Origin of the sequence: Streptomyces sp. NBC_00461, assembly GCF_036013935.1 — a bacterium.
GTDB lineage: Bacteria > Actinomycetota > Actinomycetes > Streptomycetales > Streptomycetaceae > Streptomyces.
Genome location: NZ_CP107902.1, coordinates 4,213,667 through 4,230,510, shown reverse-complemented (window position 1 = coordinate 4,230,510; position 16,844 = coordinate 4,213,667). Strand labels below are relative to the sequence as shown.

The following is a 16,844-nucleotide window of genomic DNA, read 5'->3' as shown; positions in this document are numbered from 1 at the left end:
GACTCCCACCACTACTGAGATTCCTGCGACTTACCGGCCGTCCCCCTGGGTGAGCCGTCCCCGTACCAACACCTTTTTTCCGTCACGAAGTCCCGAAGTGGGTAGACCCATGTCTGAAACAGCCGCAAAGGCTCCAGGCGCCGTCGAGAACAGCGGCGACGCCAACCGCTGGAAAGCGCTCGTCTTCATAGCGCTCGCCCAGCTGATGGTCGTGCTCGACGCGACCATCGTGAACATCGCTCTGCCGTCCGCCCAGACCGACCTGGGCATCTCCGACGGCAACCGTCAGTGGGTCGTCACGGCCTACGCCCTCGCGTTCGGCGGACTCCTCCTGTTCGGCGGCCGGATCGCCGACCTGTGGGGCCGCAAGCGCGCCTTCGTCATCGGTCTGACCGGCTTCGCCGCCGCCTCCGCGCTCGGCGGAGCGGCCACGACCGGCGCCATGATGTTCGGCGCCCGCGCCCTGCAGGGTGCCTTCGGCGCGCTGCTCGCGCCCGCCGCGCTCTCCCTGCTCGCCGTGATGTTCACGGACGCCAAGGAGCGCGCCAAGGCGTTCGGTATCTACGGTGCGATCGCCGGTGGCGGCGGCGCCGTCGGCTTCATCCTCGGCGGTGTGCTCACCGAGTACCTGGACTGGCGCTGGACGTTCTTCGTCAACATCCCGTTCGCCATCGTGGCCGCGCTGGGCGCGTACTTCGTCATCCGTGAGCCGGAGGGCGGCCGCAACCGCAACCCGCTCGACATCCCGGGCGTGCTCCTGTCCACCCTCGGCCTGGTCTCGCTGGTCTACGGCTTCACCCGCGCCGAGTCCGACGGCTGGGGCGACACCACGACCATCTCCCTGTTCGTCGCGTCGGCCGCCCTCCTGATCGCGTTCGTCGTCACCGAGACCAGGGTCAAGGCGCCGCTGCTGCCGCTGCGCGTCGTCACCGACCGCAACCGCGGTGGCATCTACCTCTCGCTCGGTATCGCGATCATCGCGATGTTCGGCACGTTCCTCTTCCTGACCTACTACCTGCAGGTCGTGAAGGGCTTCTCGCCGATCAAGACCGGCTTCGCCTTCCTGCCGATGATCGTCGGCATGATGATCGGCTCGACCCAGATCGGCACGCGTCTGATGACCCGCGTTCCGGCCCGGGCGCTGATGGGCCCCGGCTTCCTGGTCGCGGCCGTCGGCATGCTCCTGATGACCCAGCTGGAGATCGGCTCGTCGTACGCCTCGATCATCCTGCCGGCGATGGTGCTGCTCGGCCTCGGCATGGGTACGGCGTTCATGCCGGCCATGTCCCTGGCCACCCTGGGTGTCGAGCCCCGGGACGCCGGTGTCGCCTCCGCGATGGTCAACACCTCGCAGCAGGTGGGCGGCGCGATCGGCACCGCCCTGCTGAACACGATCGCCGCCTCGGCGACGACCGCGTACATCAAGGACCACATCGGTGGTGCGGCCTCCAAGTCGCAGCAGCAGTTGGTCCAGCTGCAGGGGCAGGTGCACGGCTACACCAACGCGATCTGGTTCGCGGTGGGCATGCTGGCGCTGGCCGCGGTGATCGTCGTGACCCTCGTCAACGCCGGCCGTCCGGACACCTCGGTCGTGTCCGGCTCGTCCTCCGGCGAGGACGCCGGTGAGGAGCTGGCCGTCCCGGTCGTCGCCCACTGACGGCGACCGCCCGGTCATACCCCTTCGGAACCATCCGTACGTGGGAGGAAGGGGACGCCTCCCACGTACGACCCCGGGGCCTGTGCCCTGGCTCCCCTGAGTGAGCGGCTCAGCGGAGCCAGGGCAGGTCCGCACCCGCTTCGTTCGGCTGGAGTCCCTCGGCGACGATCTCCATGATCTCGCCGAGGGACTCCTGCTGTTGTGGCGTCAGCCGCTCGAACAGCGCCTGCCGCACCGCTGTCACATGACCCGGCGCGGTCCGGGCCAGCACCTCGGCACCCGCGTCGGTCAGCACCGCGAACTGGCCCCGTTTGTCGGAGGGGCAGTCCTCCCGGCGCACCCAGCCGTTCTTCTCCAGACGCGCTATGGCGTGCGAGAGGCGGGAGCGGGTGATCTTCGACTTCATCGCCAGCTCGGTCATCCGCAGCCGCTGCCGCGGGGCCTCGGCGAGTCCGACCAGCAGCCCGTAGTAGACGTGCGGCATGCCCGCGTCCCGCTGGAGCTGGCGGTCGAGGTGGTCCTCCAGGAGCGTGGTGGCGTGCAGGTAGGAGCGCCAGACGCGCTGCTCGTCATCGCTGAGCCAGCGCGCTTCCCCGGCGGAGGTCTCCCGGTCGGGCGCGGATGTGGATGCCGTGTTCATGTATCCACTGTACGAGGCTCTCCTTGAAACTTAAACAAATGGCGCGTACCCTTTTGTTCGACAGACGTTTTAGAGTTAAAGCAACTTGCGGCGACTCGAAACGACTCGAAGCAACTGCTCTCCGAAGGGAGCCGCCGTCATGTCCGCCGCCACCCAGGAGCGCATGCCCGCCCTCTATCTCAGCCATGGCGCCCCACCGCTCGCGGACGACCCGATCTGGCCCGGCGAACTCGCAGCCTGGTCCGCCGATCTGCCCCGCCCCAGGGCGATCCTCATGGTCTCCGCCCACTGGGAGGAGGCCCCCCTCGCGCTGGGCGCGGTCGACACGATCCCGCTCGTCTACGACTTCTGGGGCTTCCCCGAGCACTACTACCAGGTGACCTACGAGGCGCCGGGCGCTCCCGAACTCGCCGAGTCCGTACGGAAGTTGCTGCGCGCCCCCGGCATCCCCGTGCAGGACATCCCGGACCGAGGCCTCGACCACGGCGCCTACGTCCCGCTCGTCGAGATGTTCCCGGCCGCCGACATCCCGGTCCTGCAGATCTCCATGCCGACCCTCGACCCGGTGAGGCTGATGGACATCGGCCGCAAGCTGGCGCCGCTGCGCGACGAGGGCGTGCTGATCGTCGGCTCCGGCTTCTTCACCCACAACCTGGCCGCGCTGCGGCACACCGGCGCGGGAGTGCCGAGTTGGTCGTCGGAGTTCGACGACTGGGGCAGGAAGGCGCTGGAGGGGCGGGACTGGGACGGCCTGCTCGACTTCCTCCACAAGGCCCCGGCCGGCCGCTACGCCCACCCGCGCACCGAGCACTTCGCCCCGCTGTTCGTGACCATGGGCGCGGCGGAGGTGACCGGCGAGCTGGACGCGCAGAAGTCCGTGATCGACGGCTTCTGGATGGGCATGGCCAAGAGGTCCGTACAGTTCGGCTGACGGCTGACGGCTGACGGCTGACGGCCGCCCGATGGCGGTTTACGGCTGACGGGGTCGGGGTCGGGGGCTGGGAGGGCTAGAGGTCCTTCTCGTACCAGGCCACGTCCCAGTACCGCCCGAACTTGCGGCCCACTTCCCGATAGGTGCCGACGTACCGGAATCCGAAGCGTTCGTGCAGCCGCGTGGACGCTTCGTTGGGCTGGGCGATGCCCGCGTAGGCGCGGTGCAGGTCCTCGTCCGCCAGGGCCTCGAAGAGCGCCTTGTACAGCAGCGTGCCGATGCCGCGCCGGCCCGCGCTCGGGGCGACGTACACCGTCACCTCGACCGAGGTGTCGTAGGCGCGCTTGGCGCGATAAGGACTGGATGTGGCGTAACCCAGAATTTCCTGTGTGTCCGCCTCTGTGGCAACCATCAGGCGATGCGGGCCGTCTTCAGGGTGGGAGAGCAGCCAAGGGCGGCGCTCTTCCGGAGTGAAGACGGCGGTATCGAATGTGATGGGCGTCTCACGTACATAGTGGTTGTAGATGTCGGTGAGAGCGTCGAGGTCTCCCTCGACTCCTGGCCTCACCTGCACCTCTGTACGTTTCGACGACATCAGGCCTCCTCCGGTGGCCGGACAGGATACTGCAAGATCAGAAAAATCGGGGGGCGGGTTGGGAATTCTGTCCGGATTCCAGTCGTTGTTTCCTTCAGAAGCAGGGCACCCGACCAAGGTGCTCAGTGGTACTCGCCCGCGAGTGCCCGGCCTCTGAAAGATGACCCGCCAGCCCACCATCGCAAGGGAGCACGCATGGCAACCCGTGCCGTCGCCCGTCGTAAGTCCGCCACCGGCGAGACGGCCGACGCGGCAAGCAGTGTTCGCGCTCACGCCGGCGAGATCGCCGACCGTGACCTGGTCGGCATGTACCTCGACGAGATCGCGCGCACGCCGCTGCTCGACGCTGCCAAGGAGGTCGAGCTGTCACAGATCATCGAGGCGGGTGTGTTCGCGCGACAGGTCCTCGACGGAGACGAGGAGTCCAAGGCCGAGGCCTCCCGCGAGGAGCTTCAGGCCCTGGTCGACGACGGCGAGCGGGCGAAGGACGTCTTCATCCGCTCCAACCTCCGCCTGGTCGTGGCCGTGGCCCGGCGCTACCCGCGCAGCGGCCTCCCCCTCCTCGACCTGATCCAGGAGGGCAACGCCGGACTGGTGCGCGCGGTCGAGAAGTTCGACTACGCCAAGGGCTTCAAGTTCTCGACGTACGCGACCTGGTGGATCCGTCAGGCGATCACCCGCTCGATAGCGGACCAGTCGCGCACCATCCGCCTGCCCGTCCACCTCGTGGAGGAGCTGGGCCGGATCCGCCGTGTGCAGCGCGAGTTCAACCGCGAGCACGGCCGCGACCCGGAGCCCGCGGAGATCGGCGCGGAGCTCGACACGAAGCCGGAGCGCGTGATCGACGTCCTGGACTGGGCCCGCGACCCGGTCTCCCTGAACATGGCCGTGGACGACGAGGGCGAGACCCAGTTCGGCGACCTGCTGGAGGACACCTCGGCGGTCTCCCCGGAGCAGTCCGTCCTGACCCTGCTGCGCAGCGAGGAGCTCGACCACCTCATCGGCCGCCTCGACCCGCGCACGGCCTCCATCATCAAGATGCGCTACGGCATCGACGACGGCCGCGAGCGCACCCTGACGGAGGTCGGCAAGGAACACGGCCTGACCCGCGAGCGCATCCGCCAGATCGAGAAGCACGCCCTGCTGGAGCTGAAGAAGCTGGCCCGGTCCACGGGCTTCGAGGCGGCGGCCTGAGGGGCGACGGGAGTCCGAGGGGCGACGGGAATCCGAGGGGCGGCCGGAGTCCGAGGGGCGAGGATCGGCCTCGGGAGCGCCGCCGAGGCCGAGAGCGGCGGGCCCGGGAGCGGCTAGCCCGGGGGCGGTGACGGGGCGCGTACGGTGCTCGGCCGGCGCCGGGCGGGGTACGACGCCCTGCGCCGCGCACGCCGGGTGGCGAAAGACCGCGCAAACATGGCGATGTAACGCCGCTTCAACCGTCGGAGCCGAGGGAACAAGACTTCAGGGCACAGGAGTTCGGGCCCTGTGTCACTCCCTGTTCCACGCCGTCCCATGCCGTTACATCACGTCCAGGCCCCCCGGTTGGCCCACCTGAACCAAGTCCCGACGCACACCCCCCCGGTGCCGGGACTTCCCTGAGCCGGGCTTCGGCGCCCTTCCCCCCCGGGTGCCGGGGCCCGGCTCTCTTTGTGCGAGCATGCTGATGGGCGGGGCACCCCGTACCTGAACCCCGGGGTGGCCCGCCGGATGGCAGATTGTGCCACATGGGCATAGCCTGCCGGTGTGAGCAGCCCCACCCCCGCATCGAACCCCCGTACTTCCCCCCGGGCGGCGCAGGTCTCCCTCACCGAGCGACGCAAGGCCGCAACCCGTATGGACATCGCCCGCGCGGCCGCGGGACTGTTCGTGAAACAGGGACTTCGCGCCACCCGCGCCGAGGACATCGCCCAGGCCGCCGGAGTGGCCCCGCGCACCTTCTACCGCTATTTCGCGTCGAAGGAGGAGGCCGTCGCGCCCCTCTACGCGGCGGGCGCCCAGCGCTGGACCGAAGCGGTGGCCGCAGCCCCCGCCGACCTGCCCCTCCCACAGGCCCTGGAACACGCCGCGCGCCACACGCTGACGCCCGGCCAGGGAGTCTCGGCGGCCTCCTGGGAACTGGTCCGCACCCTGATCCGCCTGACCGACACCAGCCCCGCGCTGGGCAAGGTGTGGGCGGAGGTGTGCCACACGTCGGAGGGGAGGCTGGCGGAGGTACTGGCAGGTCGGGGCGAGGCCGGCGACTCCGACAACGTTGGCAAGGACGCGGCGACGAGCCCCGGGCACTCCTCCACACGACGCTTCGCCGCAGCCGTCGCCGGTGCCGCCGTACGCGTGGCGGTCGAGAGCTGGGCGGCCGGCACAGCACCGGCAAGCGGCCCCGGGGGCCCGGCCGCACTGGCACTGCACAACCTGGAAGCGCTACGGGACTTTCCGTGGACGGACCTTGTGGGGGCGTAGTGCTCGGCGCGGGTGCAGCGGGTGCAGCGGGTGCAGCGGGTGCAGCACGGGTGGCGGGCTGGCGGCCCAGCGGCCCAGCGCCCAGCGGGGCCTGGCGGGCTGGCGCCTGATGGCGACGTGGAGGGCTGGCGCCGTGACGGACTTACGCCTGACGCCTGGCGGCCTGATGTCCGACGCCGGCGGGCTGGAGTCCTGGCGCCTGACGGCGTGGTGGGGTGGCGTCCTGACACCCGACGCCTGGCGGCCTGGCGGCCTGCGTCCGACGCCGACGGGATGGCGCTCTGGTGCCTTACGGCGTGGTGGGGGTGGCGTCCTGGCACCCGACGCCGGGCGGGGTGGCGGTCTGATGTCCGAGGCCGACGGTCTGGCGGGATGGCGCTCTGGCGCCTTACGGCGTGGTGGGGGTGGCGTCCTGGCACCCGACGCCGGGCGGGGTGGCGGTCTGATGTCCGACGTCGACGGGCTGGTGCCGACGGTCTGGCGGGCTGGCGCCTGACGGCGTGGTGGGGTGGGGGTGGCGGCCTGACGCCTGTTGGCTCGGCGTGTGACGGCGTGGCGGCTGTCGGTGTGGCGGGCTGGTGTCCTGGTGCTGGTGGGCTTCAGGCGCCTGACGCTCGGGCCAGGCGTTCGCCCAACTCCCGTACGGACTGGACCAGTTCTGTTGGCTCGTGCACCGTGAAGTCGAAGCCCAGGAGGGCGAGGCGGGCTGCCAGCCATTCCACCGCGTCTCCGGTTCGTCCGCGCAGTCGGCAGGAATCCGCGTCGAGTGGGTCCGGCGTGCCCAGCCACGACGGGGCGCGCGCGGCGACGGCCTCCGCGGAGGCGGCGAAGGTGACCTCGAAGTCGTACGACTCCTGGTGCCGCTGCATCGAACGCCGCAGATACTCCGCCGCGCTGCCGGTCGGCAGTTCCCGTGGGGCGAACCGTGCGCCGGTAGCGAAGGGCTCGCGCACCCGGTCGACGCGGAAGGTCCGCCAGTCGGCGCGATCGAGGTCGTACGCGACGAGGTACCAGCGACGCCCGGTCGAGACGAGCCGGTAGGGCTCCGTCACGCGCCGTGACTCGGTCCCGTCGCCTGCGCGGTAGGCGAACCGCAGCCGTTCCCGCCCCGCCACGGTGGACGCCATGACGGTCAGCGTCTCGGGCGCGATGCTCGCCCCGTCCCCGCTGGTCAGCGGCATGGTCGCGGCCTGCAGTGTGGAGACGCGGTGGCGCAGCCGGGAGGGCAGGACCTGTTCCAGCTTGGCGAGGGCCCGCACGGACGCCTCGTCCACGCCTTCGAGCGCGTGTCCGGCCCCCGCCCGCAGCCCGATGGCGATCGCCACCGCTTCCTCGTCGTCGAGCACGAGCGGCGGCATCGCCTTGCCCGCGACCAGCCGGTAGCCGCCGTCCGCGCCCATCGTGGCCTGCACGGGATAGCCGATCTCACGCAGCCGGTCGATATCGCGCCGCACCGTGCGCCGGGACACCCCGAGCCGGTCGGCGAGCTCACCGCCGGGCCATTCGCGGGGCGTCTGGAGGAGGGAGAGGAGCTGGAGCAGCCGGGCCGGGGTGTCCGTCGTCATGAGTTCGAGCATGCCGCACAACTAGGACACGATCTGACCTAGTGAGGCCGTAGCTTCAAGACATGACCTCCACAGAAACACCAGTTCCGAGTACGGCCGGCACGGCCCCCGCGGCGGACCGCCGCCGCTGGTTCGCTCTCGCGATCGTGATGACCGCGGCCTTCATGGACCTCGTCGACGTCACGATCGTCAACATCGCGATCCCCTCGATCCAGCGCGACGCCGGTGCGTCCGTCAGCCAGATCCAGTGGATCACGGCCGGTTACGCCCTCGCCTTCGCCGCCGGTCTGATCACCGGTGGACGGCTCGGTGACATCCACGGCCGCAAACGGCTGTTCCTCATCGGCATCGGCGGCTTCACCGCCGCGTCGGCGCTGTGCGGCTTCGCGGCGAACCCGGAGATGCTGGTCGCCTCCCGCATCCTCCAGGGCGCGATGGCGGCGATGATGGTGCCGCAGGTCCTGTCGATCGTGCACGCCACGTTCCCGGCGCACGAGCGGGGGAAGGTGTTCGGCCTGTTCGGCGCGATCGTGGGGCTGGGAGCCGTCTCCGGCCCGCTGCTCGGCGCGCTGCTGACGGAGTGGAACCTGTGGGGCCTGGAGTGGCGGCCCATCTTCCTCATCAACCTCCCGGTGGGCATCGCGGGACTGATCCTCGGCAGCCGCTTCATCACCGAGTCGAAGGCCCCGCGGGCGCTGAAGCTCGACCTGGTCGGCGTCGTCCTCGTCACCCTCGGCCTCACGATGCTGCTCTACCCCCTGACCCGCGGCCGTGAGCTGGGCTGGCCGCTGTGGGGCCACCTGTCGATGGCCGGCGCGCTCGTCGTCTTCGCGGCGCTGGTGGCGTACGAGAAGCGCAAGGCGGTGCGGGACGGTTCCCCGCTGGTCGAGCTCTCCCTGTTCCGTGTGAAGAGCTTCGCGGCCGGGATCGCCGTACAGACCGTCTTCGGGGTCGCGCTCGGCGTGTTCTTCCTGGTGTGGACGCTGTACATGCAGACCGGCCTGGGCTGGAGCCCGTTGCGGGCGGGGCTGACCGGCGTACCGTTCTCGATCGCCGTCTCCACGGCTGCCGGTCTGTCCGTGCAGCAGCTGGTGCCGCGCTTCGGCCGCCGGGTGCTCCAGGCGGGTGCACTGCTCATGGCCCTCGGCGTCCTGCTCTACATCTGGGAGTCCGACCGCTATGGCATGGCGATCGCATCCTGGCAGATGGCGCTGCCGCTGGTCGTGATGGGCGTGGGCATGGGCCTGATCGTCGCCCCGCTGACGGACGCGGTGCTGTCGGACGTGCCGCGCGAGCACGCCGGGTCGGCCTCGGGGCTCATCAACACCGTGCAGCAGATGGGCAACGCGCTGGGGCTGGGGCTGGTCTCGGTGGTGTTCTTCGGTGAGATCGGCGACCGGTTGACGCAGGCTCAGGTGGGGCCGGCGTTCGTGAACGCCTTCCAGCACGCGCTGGGTTGGGTCGCGGGCGTGATGGGTGTCATCTTCCTGCTGATGTTCGCCTTGCCGAGGCGTGCCGTGCAGCACGTCGAGGGGGGCGCGCAGCTGGAGGCCGACCAAGGCGCGGACGCCGAGCGGACCGCCGGTGGACCCGCGCGCGAGCCGGCGTCCGAGGGTGCTCCCGAGCTGGTCGGGTGACCGGCGAAGCTCCGCCCGCCTCCCGCGATGTGCGGGCGGCGGGCACCCTGTAATCTGCGTGCTGAATCCTGTCCCGCGCGGGCGCGAGCAGTCCCGTGCACCTCTTGGAACCCCGGAAGCGGCGGACGTCATGGCAACGAGGGAACAGGCCTCCTCACCCGAGGCGGCGGCGCCGCAAGCGGCTCAGTCCAACTGGCTTCCCGCCCTGTCCCTGCTGTCTTTGGGCGAGATCGCCGCCCTCGACAGCACGGCCCTGGAGCCGTCCGTCGAGCACCTCAGGCTTCGCGTCAACCGGCCGCTCAGCACCGTCGCGGGCAGCTCCGGCAGCTGAGGGCCTGTCTTCCGGATCCCGGGTCCGCACACGCCGTGCCCGGACTCCCGGGTAGCGATTAGGGTGCACCGCACGTCTCTCCCGCCGTGAACGAGGAAACGTCGTGCCGATGCACCATCACCACCTCTCCGACTCCGCCCTGCGGGCGCTGCTGTCCACCACCGAGGACGAGCACGCCGTGGCCGAACTCCTCGACGCCGAAGTCAGCCGGCGGCTGCTTCTGTTACGAGCGGTTCTGGACGCCTCGGACGATGTTCCCGAGGCCGGGCCGGCCGGCGTACGGGAGGCGTGGCGGCTGCTGGAGGACGCCGAGAAACTTCAACCCGCGGGGTTCCGTACGGCGCTGCTCGATCCGCAGGTGGGGCTGTGGGCGGCGAGTGTGTTCAGGCGGTTGTCCCGGGTGGCGGCGGATGCGGCGGATGCGGCGGATGCCGGGGACGCGGCGCCCGATGAGCCGCCCCTGCACGCCGAACTCGGTTTTCTGAGCCTCCTCGCCGCGTCCGTCTCCCTCGTCGCGGGCGCCGACTTCCGTGTCCGGGTGCCTGTGTGGCAGGGCGCGGTGTTCCTGCCGGGACTCGGACGCGCGCTCGTCGGGGGCGAGGCATGGGGCTGGGCCGAGGTGGAAGCACGCGACGGAGTGGCGACCGTGACGGCGGATGGTGCGCGGGCGGCGGTGACGGCGGACGTCGCGCAGGAGACCGTCACGCTTCCCGTGGACCCCGAGTCCGACGGCCCCGGCTGGCAGGGACTGCGCCGGCTCCGCTCCGTCGATGCCGGCACCGCGCTCACCCTCACCCTCACGCTCGACGACCTCGGGCCTTACCCGGCCGTGCCCGGTCTGCAGACCTCCGGGCGGCTCAGTCCCGCCCAGTTCGCCTGCTGGCAACGCTGGTTCGACGAGATGTGGCCCGTCCTCGCCACCGGCCACCCCGCCGCGGCGCGCGCCCTGTCCGTCGGCCTCCTGTCCGTCGTCCCGCTGCCGCGCGGGGAACGACTGCGGGCCCGGGCCGCCTCGTCCAGTGACGCCTTCGGATGCGTGCTGCTGTCCGAGCCGGACGACGACGCCGAGTGGCTGCCGGCCCAACTGGGCGTGGCCCTGGTCCACGAGTTCCGGCACACGCTCCTGAACGGCCTCATCTTCCTCACCCCTCTCTTCGACGAGTGCGGCGAGCTGTTCCATGCCCCGTGGCGTGACGATCCGCGCCCGCTCGGGGGGCTTGTGCACGGGGCGTACGCCTTCTCGGGGGTCGCGCACTACTGGCGTACACGCGGTGCGGACGGGCTCGCGGGCTTCGAGTTCGCGTTGTGGCGCAGCGCCGTGCAGGCCGTGCTCGAAACCCTGCGTGACCATCCGGCGCTCACGCCGCTGGGGCGCGACCTGGTCAAGACGCTGGACGAACAGACCGCACCCTGGCACGAGGAACCGGCAGGAACGCACGAGCACCACCTCGCCCACCTCGCCGCCACCCACCACCACGCCACCTGGCGAGCCCACCACCTGCACACGCCCTCCTCGCATGCAAAGGCCCTGGCGCGGGCCTGGGAGGCGGGCGGAGGGCGGGCAGACGCACCGGACATGCGACCGGTGCTTCGTACCGACCCCGGTGCCTGTCGGCTCGATGCCCTGGCGCTGCTCGCGCGGCTCAGCATCATCGCGCCGCAGGAGTTCGACGCGCTGCGTGCGGAGGAGGAGCCCGCCCGGCTGGTGCCCGGGGTCGGGGTCGCCGATCTCGCGCTGGTGGGCGGGGACGCGGAGGCCGCGGTCAAGCTGTACGTCGACGAACTCGCCGACGGCGGTGCGAGACCCGCGGCCTGGGCGGGCCTCGGGCTGGCGCTGTCCGAGTGCGGGGAGACGGCCGCCGGTGCCGTCCTCACCGAACAGCCCGAACTCGCCCTGGGCGTCAGCCGGTTGCTGCCCACCCCGCCCGACCCGGTGGCGCTGGCCCGCTGGCTGGCCCGCCGGCCGGTGCGGTAGGGCCGGTCACAACGGCATCGGGTCGATGTCGCAGTCGGCCCGGTGTTCCCAGTCGGCCGCCTGGGTCACCGCGGGGTGGCTGCTGCCCAGCTTGCGGGCGAGGCGTTCGCGGGTGTCGGTGTGGAGGGCGTCCGCCTCCTCGGTGCGGCCCAGCGTGCGCAGGTCCATGGCGAGGTTGGCGGCGCAGGCCAGGGTGGACGGATGGTCCTCGTCGAAGACGGCCTGCGAGCGGCGCAGCGTCTGCGTGTCCAGCTCCAGCGCGGTCGCGGAGTCGCCGAGGGCGAAATGGTCGCTGGCGAGGTTGGTGCGGCAGACCAGGGTGGAGGGATGGTTCTCGCCCAGCGTCGCCGTGAACTCCTCCAGCACCACCGAGTTGATGTACTGCGAGGCCGCCGCGTTCCCCAGCAGCCGGTAGGTGATCGCCAGGTTCAGCGCCGCCGACAGCGCGTGCGGATGGTGTGTGCCGTACGTCCCCTCGTACTGCTGGCAGATGGTGGTGCCCAGCCTCAGCGCCTCCTGGAGATCCCCGCTGTGCCGCCGGTGAACCGTCAACTCCAGGGTGGCTGCCATGGATTCGGGGTTGTGGTCGCCGTAGCGGCGTACGAGTTCGGTGCGTGCCTGCTCCGCCGTGGCCGCCGCCTCCACGTGCTCGCCCGCCTTGCGCAGGGCGACCGCGAGATGGCGGAAGCAGGAGAGGGTCAGCGGGTTGTCGTTGCCCAGGAGCGTGCCCGCCTGCTCGACGATCTCCCGGTGGTACGTCAACGCGGTCGCGTAGTCGCCGAGTTCGCGTGTGTCCAGGATCAGGCCGAGCCAGGTGCGCAGTGAGTTCACATGGTCCTGGCCGTAGATCTCGGTCCAGCTGTGCCAGGTCAGCTGGTCCAGTTCGCGGGCGCGGCCGAAGTCGCCGACCAGCCGCAGACTCACACCCACGTTGTGCGCGGCCCGCAGCGTCTCCGGGTCGTCCGGGCCGAGCAGCCGCTGGTACTGCTGGTGCACCGACTCGGACAGCTCCAGCGCCTCGCCGAACGCACCGCGCACCCGGTGGTCGATCGCGACGTTGCCGAGCGCGTCGATGGTGTCCTGGGCCTCGGGCCCCATCAAGCCCCGATAGGCGTCCAGCACGGCCGAGTTGAGCTCCGCCGCCTCCGGATAGGAGCCCATGGTGAACAGCAGGAACCCCAGCCATTTCGCGATCAGCAGGGTGTGGCCGTGGTCCTCGCCCAGCTTCTGGGACCAGGTCTCGTGCGCGGTGCGGGCGAGTTCGAGGCAGGACTCGTAGTCGCCCCAGCGCAGCAGTGCGATGACCTCGTTCACCACCAGGTTGCGCACCCAGCTCTCGTCCGACTGGACCGCGTCGGAGACGACGACGTGCGGATAGAGCGAGCCGTAGCGCTCCCAGCGCACGGCGTTGTCCGGGTCGTTCGGGTCGCTCGCCGCCAGCAGCAGATGCGCCCCGCGCTGCATGTCGGCCCGGTCGTCCTCGGTCATCCGGAACAGCAGCGCGGCCTGCACCAGACGGTGCATCTGGAGGGAGTTGTTGCGGTGGTTGAAGCGGGCCAGAGAGTAGCGGCCGATCTCCCGGATCACCTGGCCCAGGCGGATCGGGTCCTCCAGTGCCGCGTCCAGTTCCGGGGCGATCGAACCGCGCGGCATCCGGGCGAAGAGGGTGCGCGCGATGGGTTCCGGGGCGTAGAAGGAACACACCTGCAACAGCTGGTAGGCGGCCGGGTTCTTGGACTCCAGCTGGTCCAGGGAGATGTTCCAGGCCGCGATCACCGGGTGCTGGTTGTCCAGCGGTGCGGTGCCGCGCAGCAGGTCGACGCGCTTCTCGTTCAGCAGCCGCAGGTACTCGTCGACGAGCATGCCGGTCTCGGCGTGCCAGGCGGCCGCCTGCTCGATGGCGAGCGGCAGGTCACCGAGCGCCTCCGCGAGCCGGTCGGCGTCCTCGTCGCTGATCTCCGGACCGCGCACCCGCAGCAGCTGCTTGCTCTCCTCCCGCAGGAACACGTCGACCTCCAACGGCCGCGCGATGCTGGCCCATTGGGGGTTGCGGGAGGTGATGAGGATGTTGCCGGGCCCGCCCGCCGGGAAGAACTGCCGTACCGCTTCCGGGCTTTCGGCGTTGTCGAAGACCAACAGCCAGTTGGTGTACGGCACTCCGATGCGCAGCGCCTCCAGGACCGCGGCCACGGTGGAGGAGGAGTCGCTGCCGGGCTGCAGGTTCAGCCGGGGCGCCAACTCCACCAGGGACAGCGAGATCTGGGCGGTGCGCTCGGCCGAGATCCACCACACCACGTCGTACTCGGTCATACGGCGGTAGAGGTACTCCACCGCCAGCAGACTCTTGCCGACGCCGCCCATGCCGTGCAGCGCGTGGGGCAGCACGGCGGTCGCCTTCTCCCGCAGCAGCCGCTGGTGCAGTGCGTCGAGGAGTTCCTCGCGGCCGGTGAAGTTCGGGTTCCGGGGCGGGATGTTGCCCCAGACCGTGGGCGTGTTGCGGGTGCGGTCGCTGCCCACCGTGTGCGCCGGGGTCTGTTGCGTCATCGCCGGCCTCCCCTTCGGCTGGATCGGCTCAGTCGGCTGAGCCGTCGGACGGTCGGCGTCGTCCGGGGTCCGGGCGACGGCCTGGCTGCGTGGTGCCGGTGCGGTGGTGCCCTCGTGCTGTGCGCGCTGTTCGCGTTCCCGGTGGACCGCGACGGCCGCGTCCACCTCTCTCGCCGGCCTCAGGAACGGTCCGGACAGGGCGTGGAGCACAGCGCTCTCCGCCGCGAGCCACGGCCCGGACTCCTCGTCGACCGGCGGGAGTTCGTGCACGGCGGCCCCGCGCAGCAGCCGGGGCAGTCGCCACAAGTGTTCCCCGTCGGATCCCGTGCGATCCCCCACGAGTTCCACGGCTCGTACGACATCCGCGCGCCGCGCGGCGGCCAGCAGTTCCTCCCGCACACCCGCCGTGAACGCGAACGCCACGCGCGTGCCGTCGCGGGCGGGCCCGCGCGGGGGGTGCGCCGGCCGGAGCAGGCCGTGCACCAGCAGCTGGGCGAGGTCGGCGAGCGAACCGCCCGGCAGCAGTGCGCGGTGCACGTCGGCCACGACCGGCCTGCTGAGCGGGACCGCGGCGAGCATGGTGGCCAGCGTGAACACGTCCCTGGAGACCGCCGACCGGAAGCGCACGACGCGGGTCGCGGCGTCCGCGGGGGCCTCGCCGTCGCCGTTCTCGTCGGGTACGCGCGCGCGGGGGAACACCACCGTCAGCGGCAGCCACGCCGACGGCGCCCCGCCCAGCAGCGCGGCCCAGGCGTCCAGCCAGCGAGGGGTGAGTTCGAGCACCGGAACGGGCACGTCGGGCTGCCGTCCGGGAGGCAGGCCCGGCACGTCGGGGCCGAGGCCGCGGGCCCGCCAGCGCAGCCGGTGGTTGGCCGCCGCGGACGAGCGGGAACGCAGCAGCACCTGCCAGCCGCGCAGTCCCGTGGCCGGCCACAGCGGGTGCGGCAGCAGATGGATCAGGGCGACCGGGCCGGCCTGCCCCCAGCGGCGCAGCAGCGGCTCCACGGCATGGAAGCGCCAGCGGGGGCCCGCGCCGTCGGTGAGCAGCAGCGTCAGCCGGGTCCCGGCGTCGTGCCGCGGCAGCGTGGCCGGGTCGACACTGCGGGGATACGGCAGCCGGTGCACGGTGATCCGCCCGAACGCACCGCACTCCTGCAGCACGCCGACGAACTCGTGGACCGTCTCCCGCCAGATGCCCATCGTGGGCCCCGAGTCGACGACCACCGCGACGTCCCGGCGGCTGCGCCCGAGCGCCCTGCCGACCCGGCGCAGGGCGTCGCCGAGTTCCGGAGGCAGAGCGGGGGAGAGGGGCGCGGTACCGGCCTTCGGCGGTGTCCGGGCCGACCGCGGCGGGAACGCGCGCCCGCCGTCGTCCGTGGGCTCCTCGGGCGGCCTTCGCGGGCTGCCGCGCCCGGTCATGTCTCCTCCGCCGCGGTCCACTCCCAGACCGTGTCGACGGCCTCCTGCCAGCTCCCGTCCGCCGCCAGGCCCTGGAGCACGCCGCCGACGGCCAGGTGCAGGGAGTCCAGGAAGCGTTCGACGACGGGACCGTCGGTGCGCACGGCCCGGTCGAGGAAGGCCTGCACCACGTCCGGTGCCGGACAGCCCCCGGTGGGCCCGGCGCTGCCCCCCGGGTCTGCGGGGAAACGGTTCGCCGCCATGGCCCGCAGCAGGTCCGGACCCGGCCGCGGCAGTCGCAGGGCCACACAGCGTCGTACGAGATCCAGCGGCAGTTCCCGCTCCTCGGCACTGGTGATCACCACGACCGGGAAGGCATGGCAGCGCACCACCCCGCCCGGCACCGGCACCACGGCCTGAGTGTCGTCGGCGGTCGCCAGGCGCGCGACAGCGCCGGGCACGGCGAAGCCGCCCGCCGCCAGCACCGTGCACAGATCCTCCGGCAGCGCGATCTCGGCCCGGTCCAGTCGGTCCACGAGCAGCACGCGCGGCCGGCCGTGCGGAAGGAAGGCGGTACCGAGGGGGCCGAGGCGCGCGTCGGCGCCGTGGGTGTCCTGCGCGTCCTGCGCGTCGTGGCGCGAGCTGCCGTACGCCTCCTCGAACAAGCCCTCCCGCAAGGTGCTCAGCGAGGTGATCTGCCAGCGCAGCACGCGGCCGAGGCCCAGTTCGCGGCTGATGCGGTAGGCGAGGGACGACTTGCCGGTGCCGGGTTCGCCGGTGACCAGCAGCGGGCGGCGCAGGCGCAGCGCGGCGTTGACGCGGGCCACCATGTCCGGTTCGGCGGGCAGCGGTTCGCGTCCCTCGCCGAGCAGTACGCGCGCGTAGGGGTCGTCGGCGGGCGGCGCGGGCAGGTCGGGGCCGCCGCGGAAGCTGCGCCAGGGCGGGGGCTCCGGTAACTCCCCGGCCGTCGCGCCGGGCAGACCCGTCCCCCGGTACGGTCCCCTCGACTCCATCTCCGTCGGCATCTGCGGCCGTCCCTCCGGGTGCTGGCTCGGTGTGCTGGGTCGGTGTGCTGGCTCGATGTGCCGGCCGGGTGCGGGCGCCCCGGGCCGGTGGT

12 protein-coding genes are annotated in these 16,844 nt (G+C 71.6%); 7 read left to right on the top strand and 5 right to left on the bottom strand.

All coding sequences use genetic code 11. The features are described 5' to 3' along the window. The first annotated feature begins 109 nt into the window (after nt 1-109). Nucleotides 110-1,657: an MFS transporter gene (locus OG870_RS19740; protein ID WP_327691201.1), complete on the top strand. Its 1,548-nt coding sequence runs from the start codon at nt 110-112 to the stop codon at nt 1,655-1,657. Between the two features lie 109 nt (nt 1,658-1,766). Here the strand turns inward: OG870_RS19740 and OG870_RS19735 are convergent, their stop codons facing one another. Further along, nucleotides 1,767-2,297 (bottom strand): MarR family winged helix-turn-helix transcriptional regulator, encoded by a 531-nt coding sequence (locus OG870_RS19735; RefSeq protein WP_266516042.1) that lies wholly within the window; start codon nt 2,295-2,297, stop codon nt 1,767-1,769. Nucleotides 2,298-2,436: 139 nt separating this feature from the next. Between OG870_RS19735 and OG870_RS19730 the strand changes: the two genes are divergently transcribed. After that, complete coding sequence (locus OG870_RS19730; RefSeq protein ID WP_266516039.1) at nt 2,437-3,228, top strand: dioxygenase family protein; 792 nt, start codon at nt 2,437-2,439, stop codon at nt 3,226-3,228. Nucleotides 3,229-3,304: 76 nt separating this feature from the next. Here the strand turns inward: OG870_RS19730 and OG870_RS19725 are convergent, their stop codons facing one another. Next, nucleotides 3,305-3,823 (bottom strand): GNAT family N-acetyltransferase, encoded by a 519-nt coding sequence (locus OG870_RS19725; protein WP_266516037.1) that lies wholly within the window; start codon nt 3,821-3,823, stop codon nt 3,305-3,307. Between the two features lie 195 nt (nt 3,824-4,018). Between OG870_RS19725 and OG870_RS19720 the strand changes: the two genes are divergently transcribed. Beyond that, nucleotides 4,019-5,017 (top strand): sigma-70 family RNA polymerase sigma factor, encoded by a 999-nt coding sequence (locus tag OG870_RS19720; protein WP_327691200.1) that lies wholly within the window; start codon nt 4,019-4,021, stop codon nt 5,015-5,017. Nucleotides 5,018-5,653: 636 nt separating this feature from the next. Next, nucleotides 5,654-6,277, top strand: a complete 624-nt coding sequence (locus tag OG870_RS19715) for a TetR/AcrR family transcriptional regulator (protein WP_266588366.1) — start codon at nt 5,654-5,656, stop codon at nt 6,275-6,277. A 599-nt stretch (nt 6,278-6,876) separates the two neighbouring features. Here OG870_RS19715 and OG870_RS19710 read toward each other — a convergent pair. After that, the gene (locus tag OG870_RS19710; protein ID WP_327691199.1) at nt 6,877-7,842 is read right to left on the bottom strand and encodes a helix-turn-helix transcriptional regulator; all 966 of its coding nucleotides are present in this window, start codon (nt 7,840-7,842) and stop codon (nt 6,877-6,879) included. A 62-nt stretch (nt 7,843-7,904) separates the two neighbouring features. On the opposite strand from OG870_RS19710, the gene OG870_RS19705 reads away from it, so the two are divergent. The 3 genes from OG870_RS19705 to OG870_RS19695 all read left to right on the top strand — a co-directional run bounded on the left by OG870_RS19705 (nt 7,905) and on the right by OG870_RS19695 (nt 11,785). Continuing rightward, nucleotides 7,905-9,479: an MFS transporter gene (locus OG870_RS19705; RefSeq protein WP_327691197.1), complete on the top strand. Its 1,575-nt coding sequence runs from the start codon at nt 7,905-7,907 to the stop codon at nt 9,477-9,479. 130 nt (nt 9,480-9,609) lie between these two features. Beyond that, on the top strand, nt 9,610-9,810 hold the full coding sequence (locus OG870_RS19700) for a hypothetical protein (protein WP_266516023.1): 201 nt from the start codon (nt 9,610-9,612) through the stop codon (nt 9,808-9,810). 109 nt (nt 9,811-9,919) lie between these two features. Continuing rightward, nucleotides 9,920-11,785 (top strand): HEXXH motif domain-containing protein, encoded by a 1,866-nt coding sequence (locus OG870_RS19695; RefSeq protein ID WP_327692321.1) that lies wholly within the window; start codon nt 9,920-9,922, stop codon nt 11,783-11,785. A 6-nt stretch (nt 11,786-11,791) separates the two neighbouring features. Here the strand turns inward: OG870_RS19695 and fxsT are convergent, their stop codons facing one another. Both fxsT and OG870_RS19685 read right to left on the bottom strand, forming a co-directional pair. Continuing rightward, complete coding sequence (fxsT, locus tag OG870_RS19690; protein WP_327691196.1) at nt 11,792-15,748, bottom strand: FxSxx-COOH system tetratricopeptide repeat protein; 3,957 nt, start codon at nt 15,746-15,748, stop codon at nt 11,792-11,794. Beyond that, nucleotides 15,745-16,752 (bottom strand): MoxR family ATPase, encoded by a 1,008-nt coding sequence (locus tag OG870_RS19685; protein ID WP_327691195.1) that lies wholly within the window; start codon nt 16,750-16,752, stop codon nt 15,745-15,747. The genes fxsT and OG870_RS19685 overlap by 4 nt, the downstream gene beginning before the upstream one ends. Nucleotides 16,753-16,844: the final 92 nt, after the last annotated feature.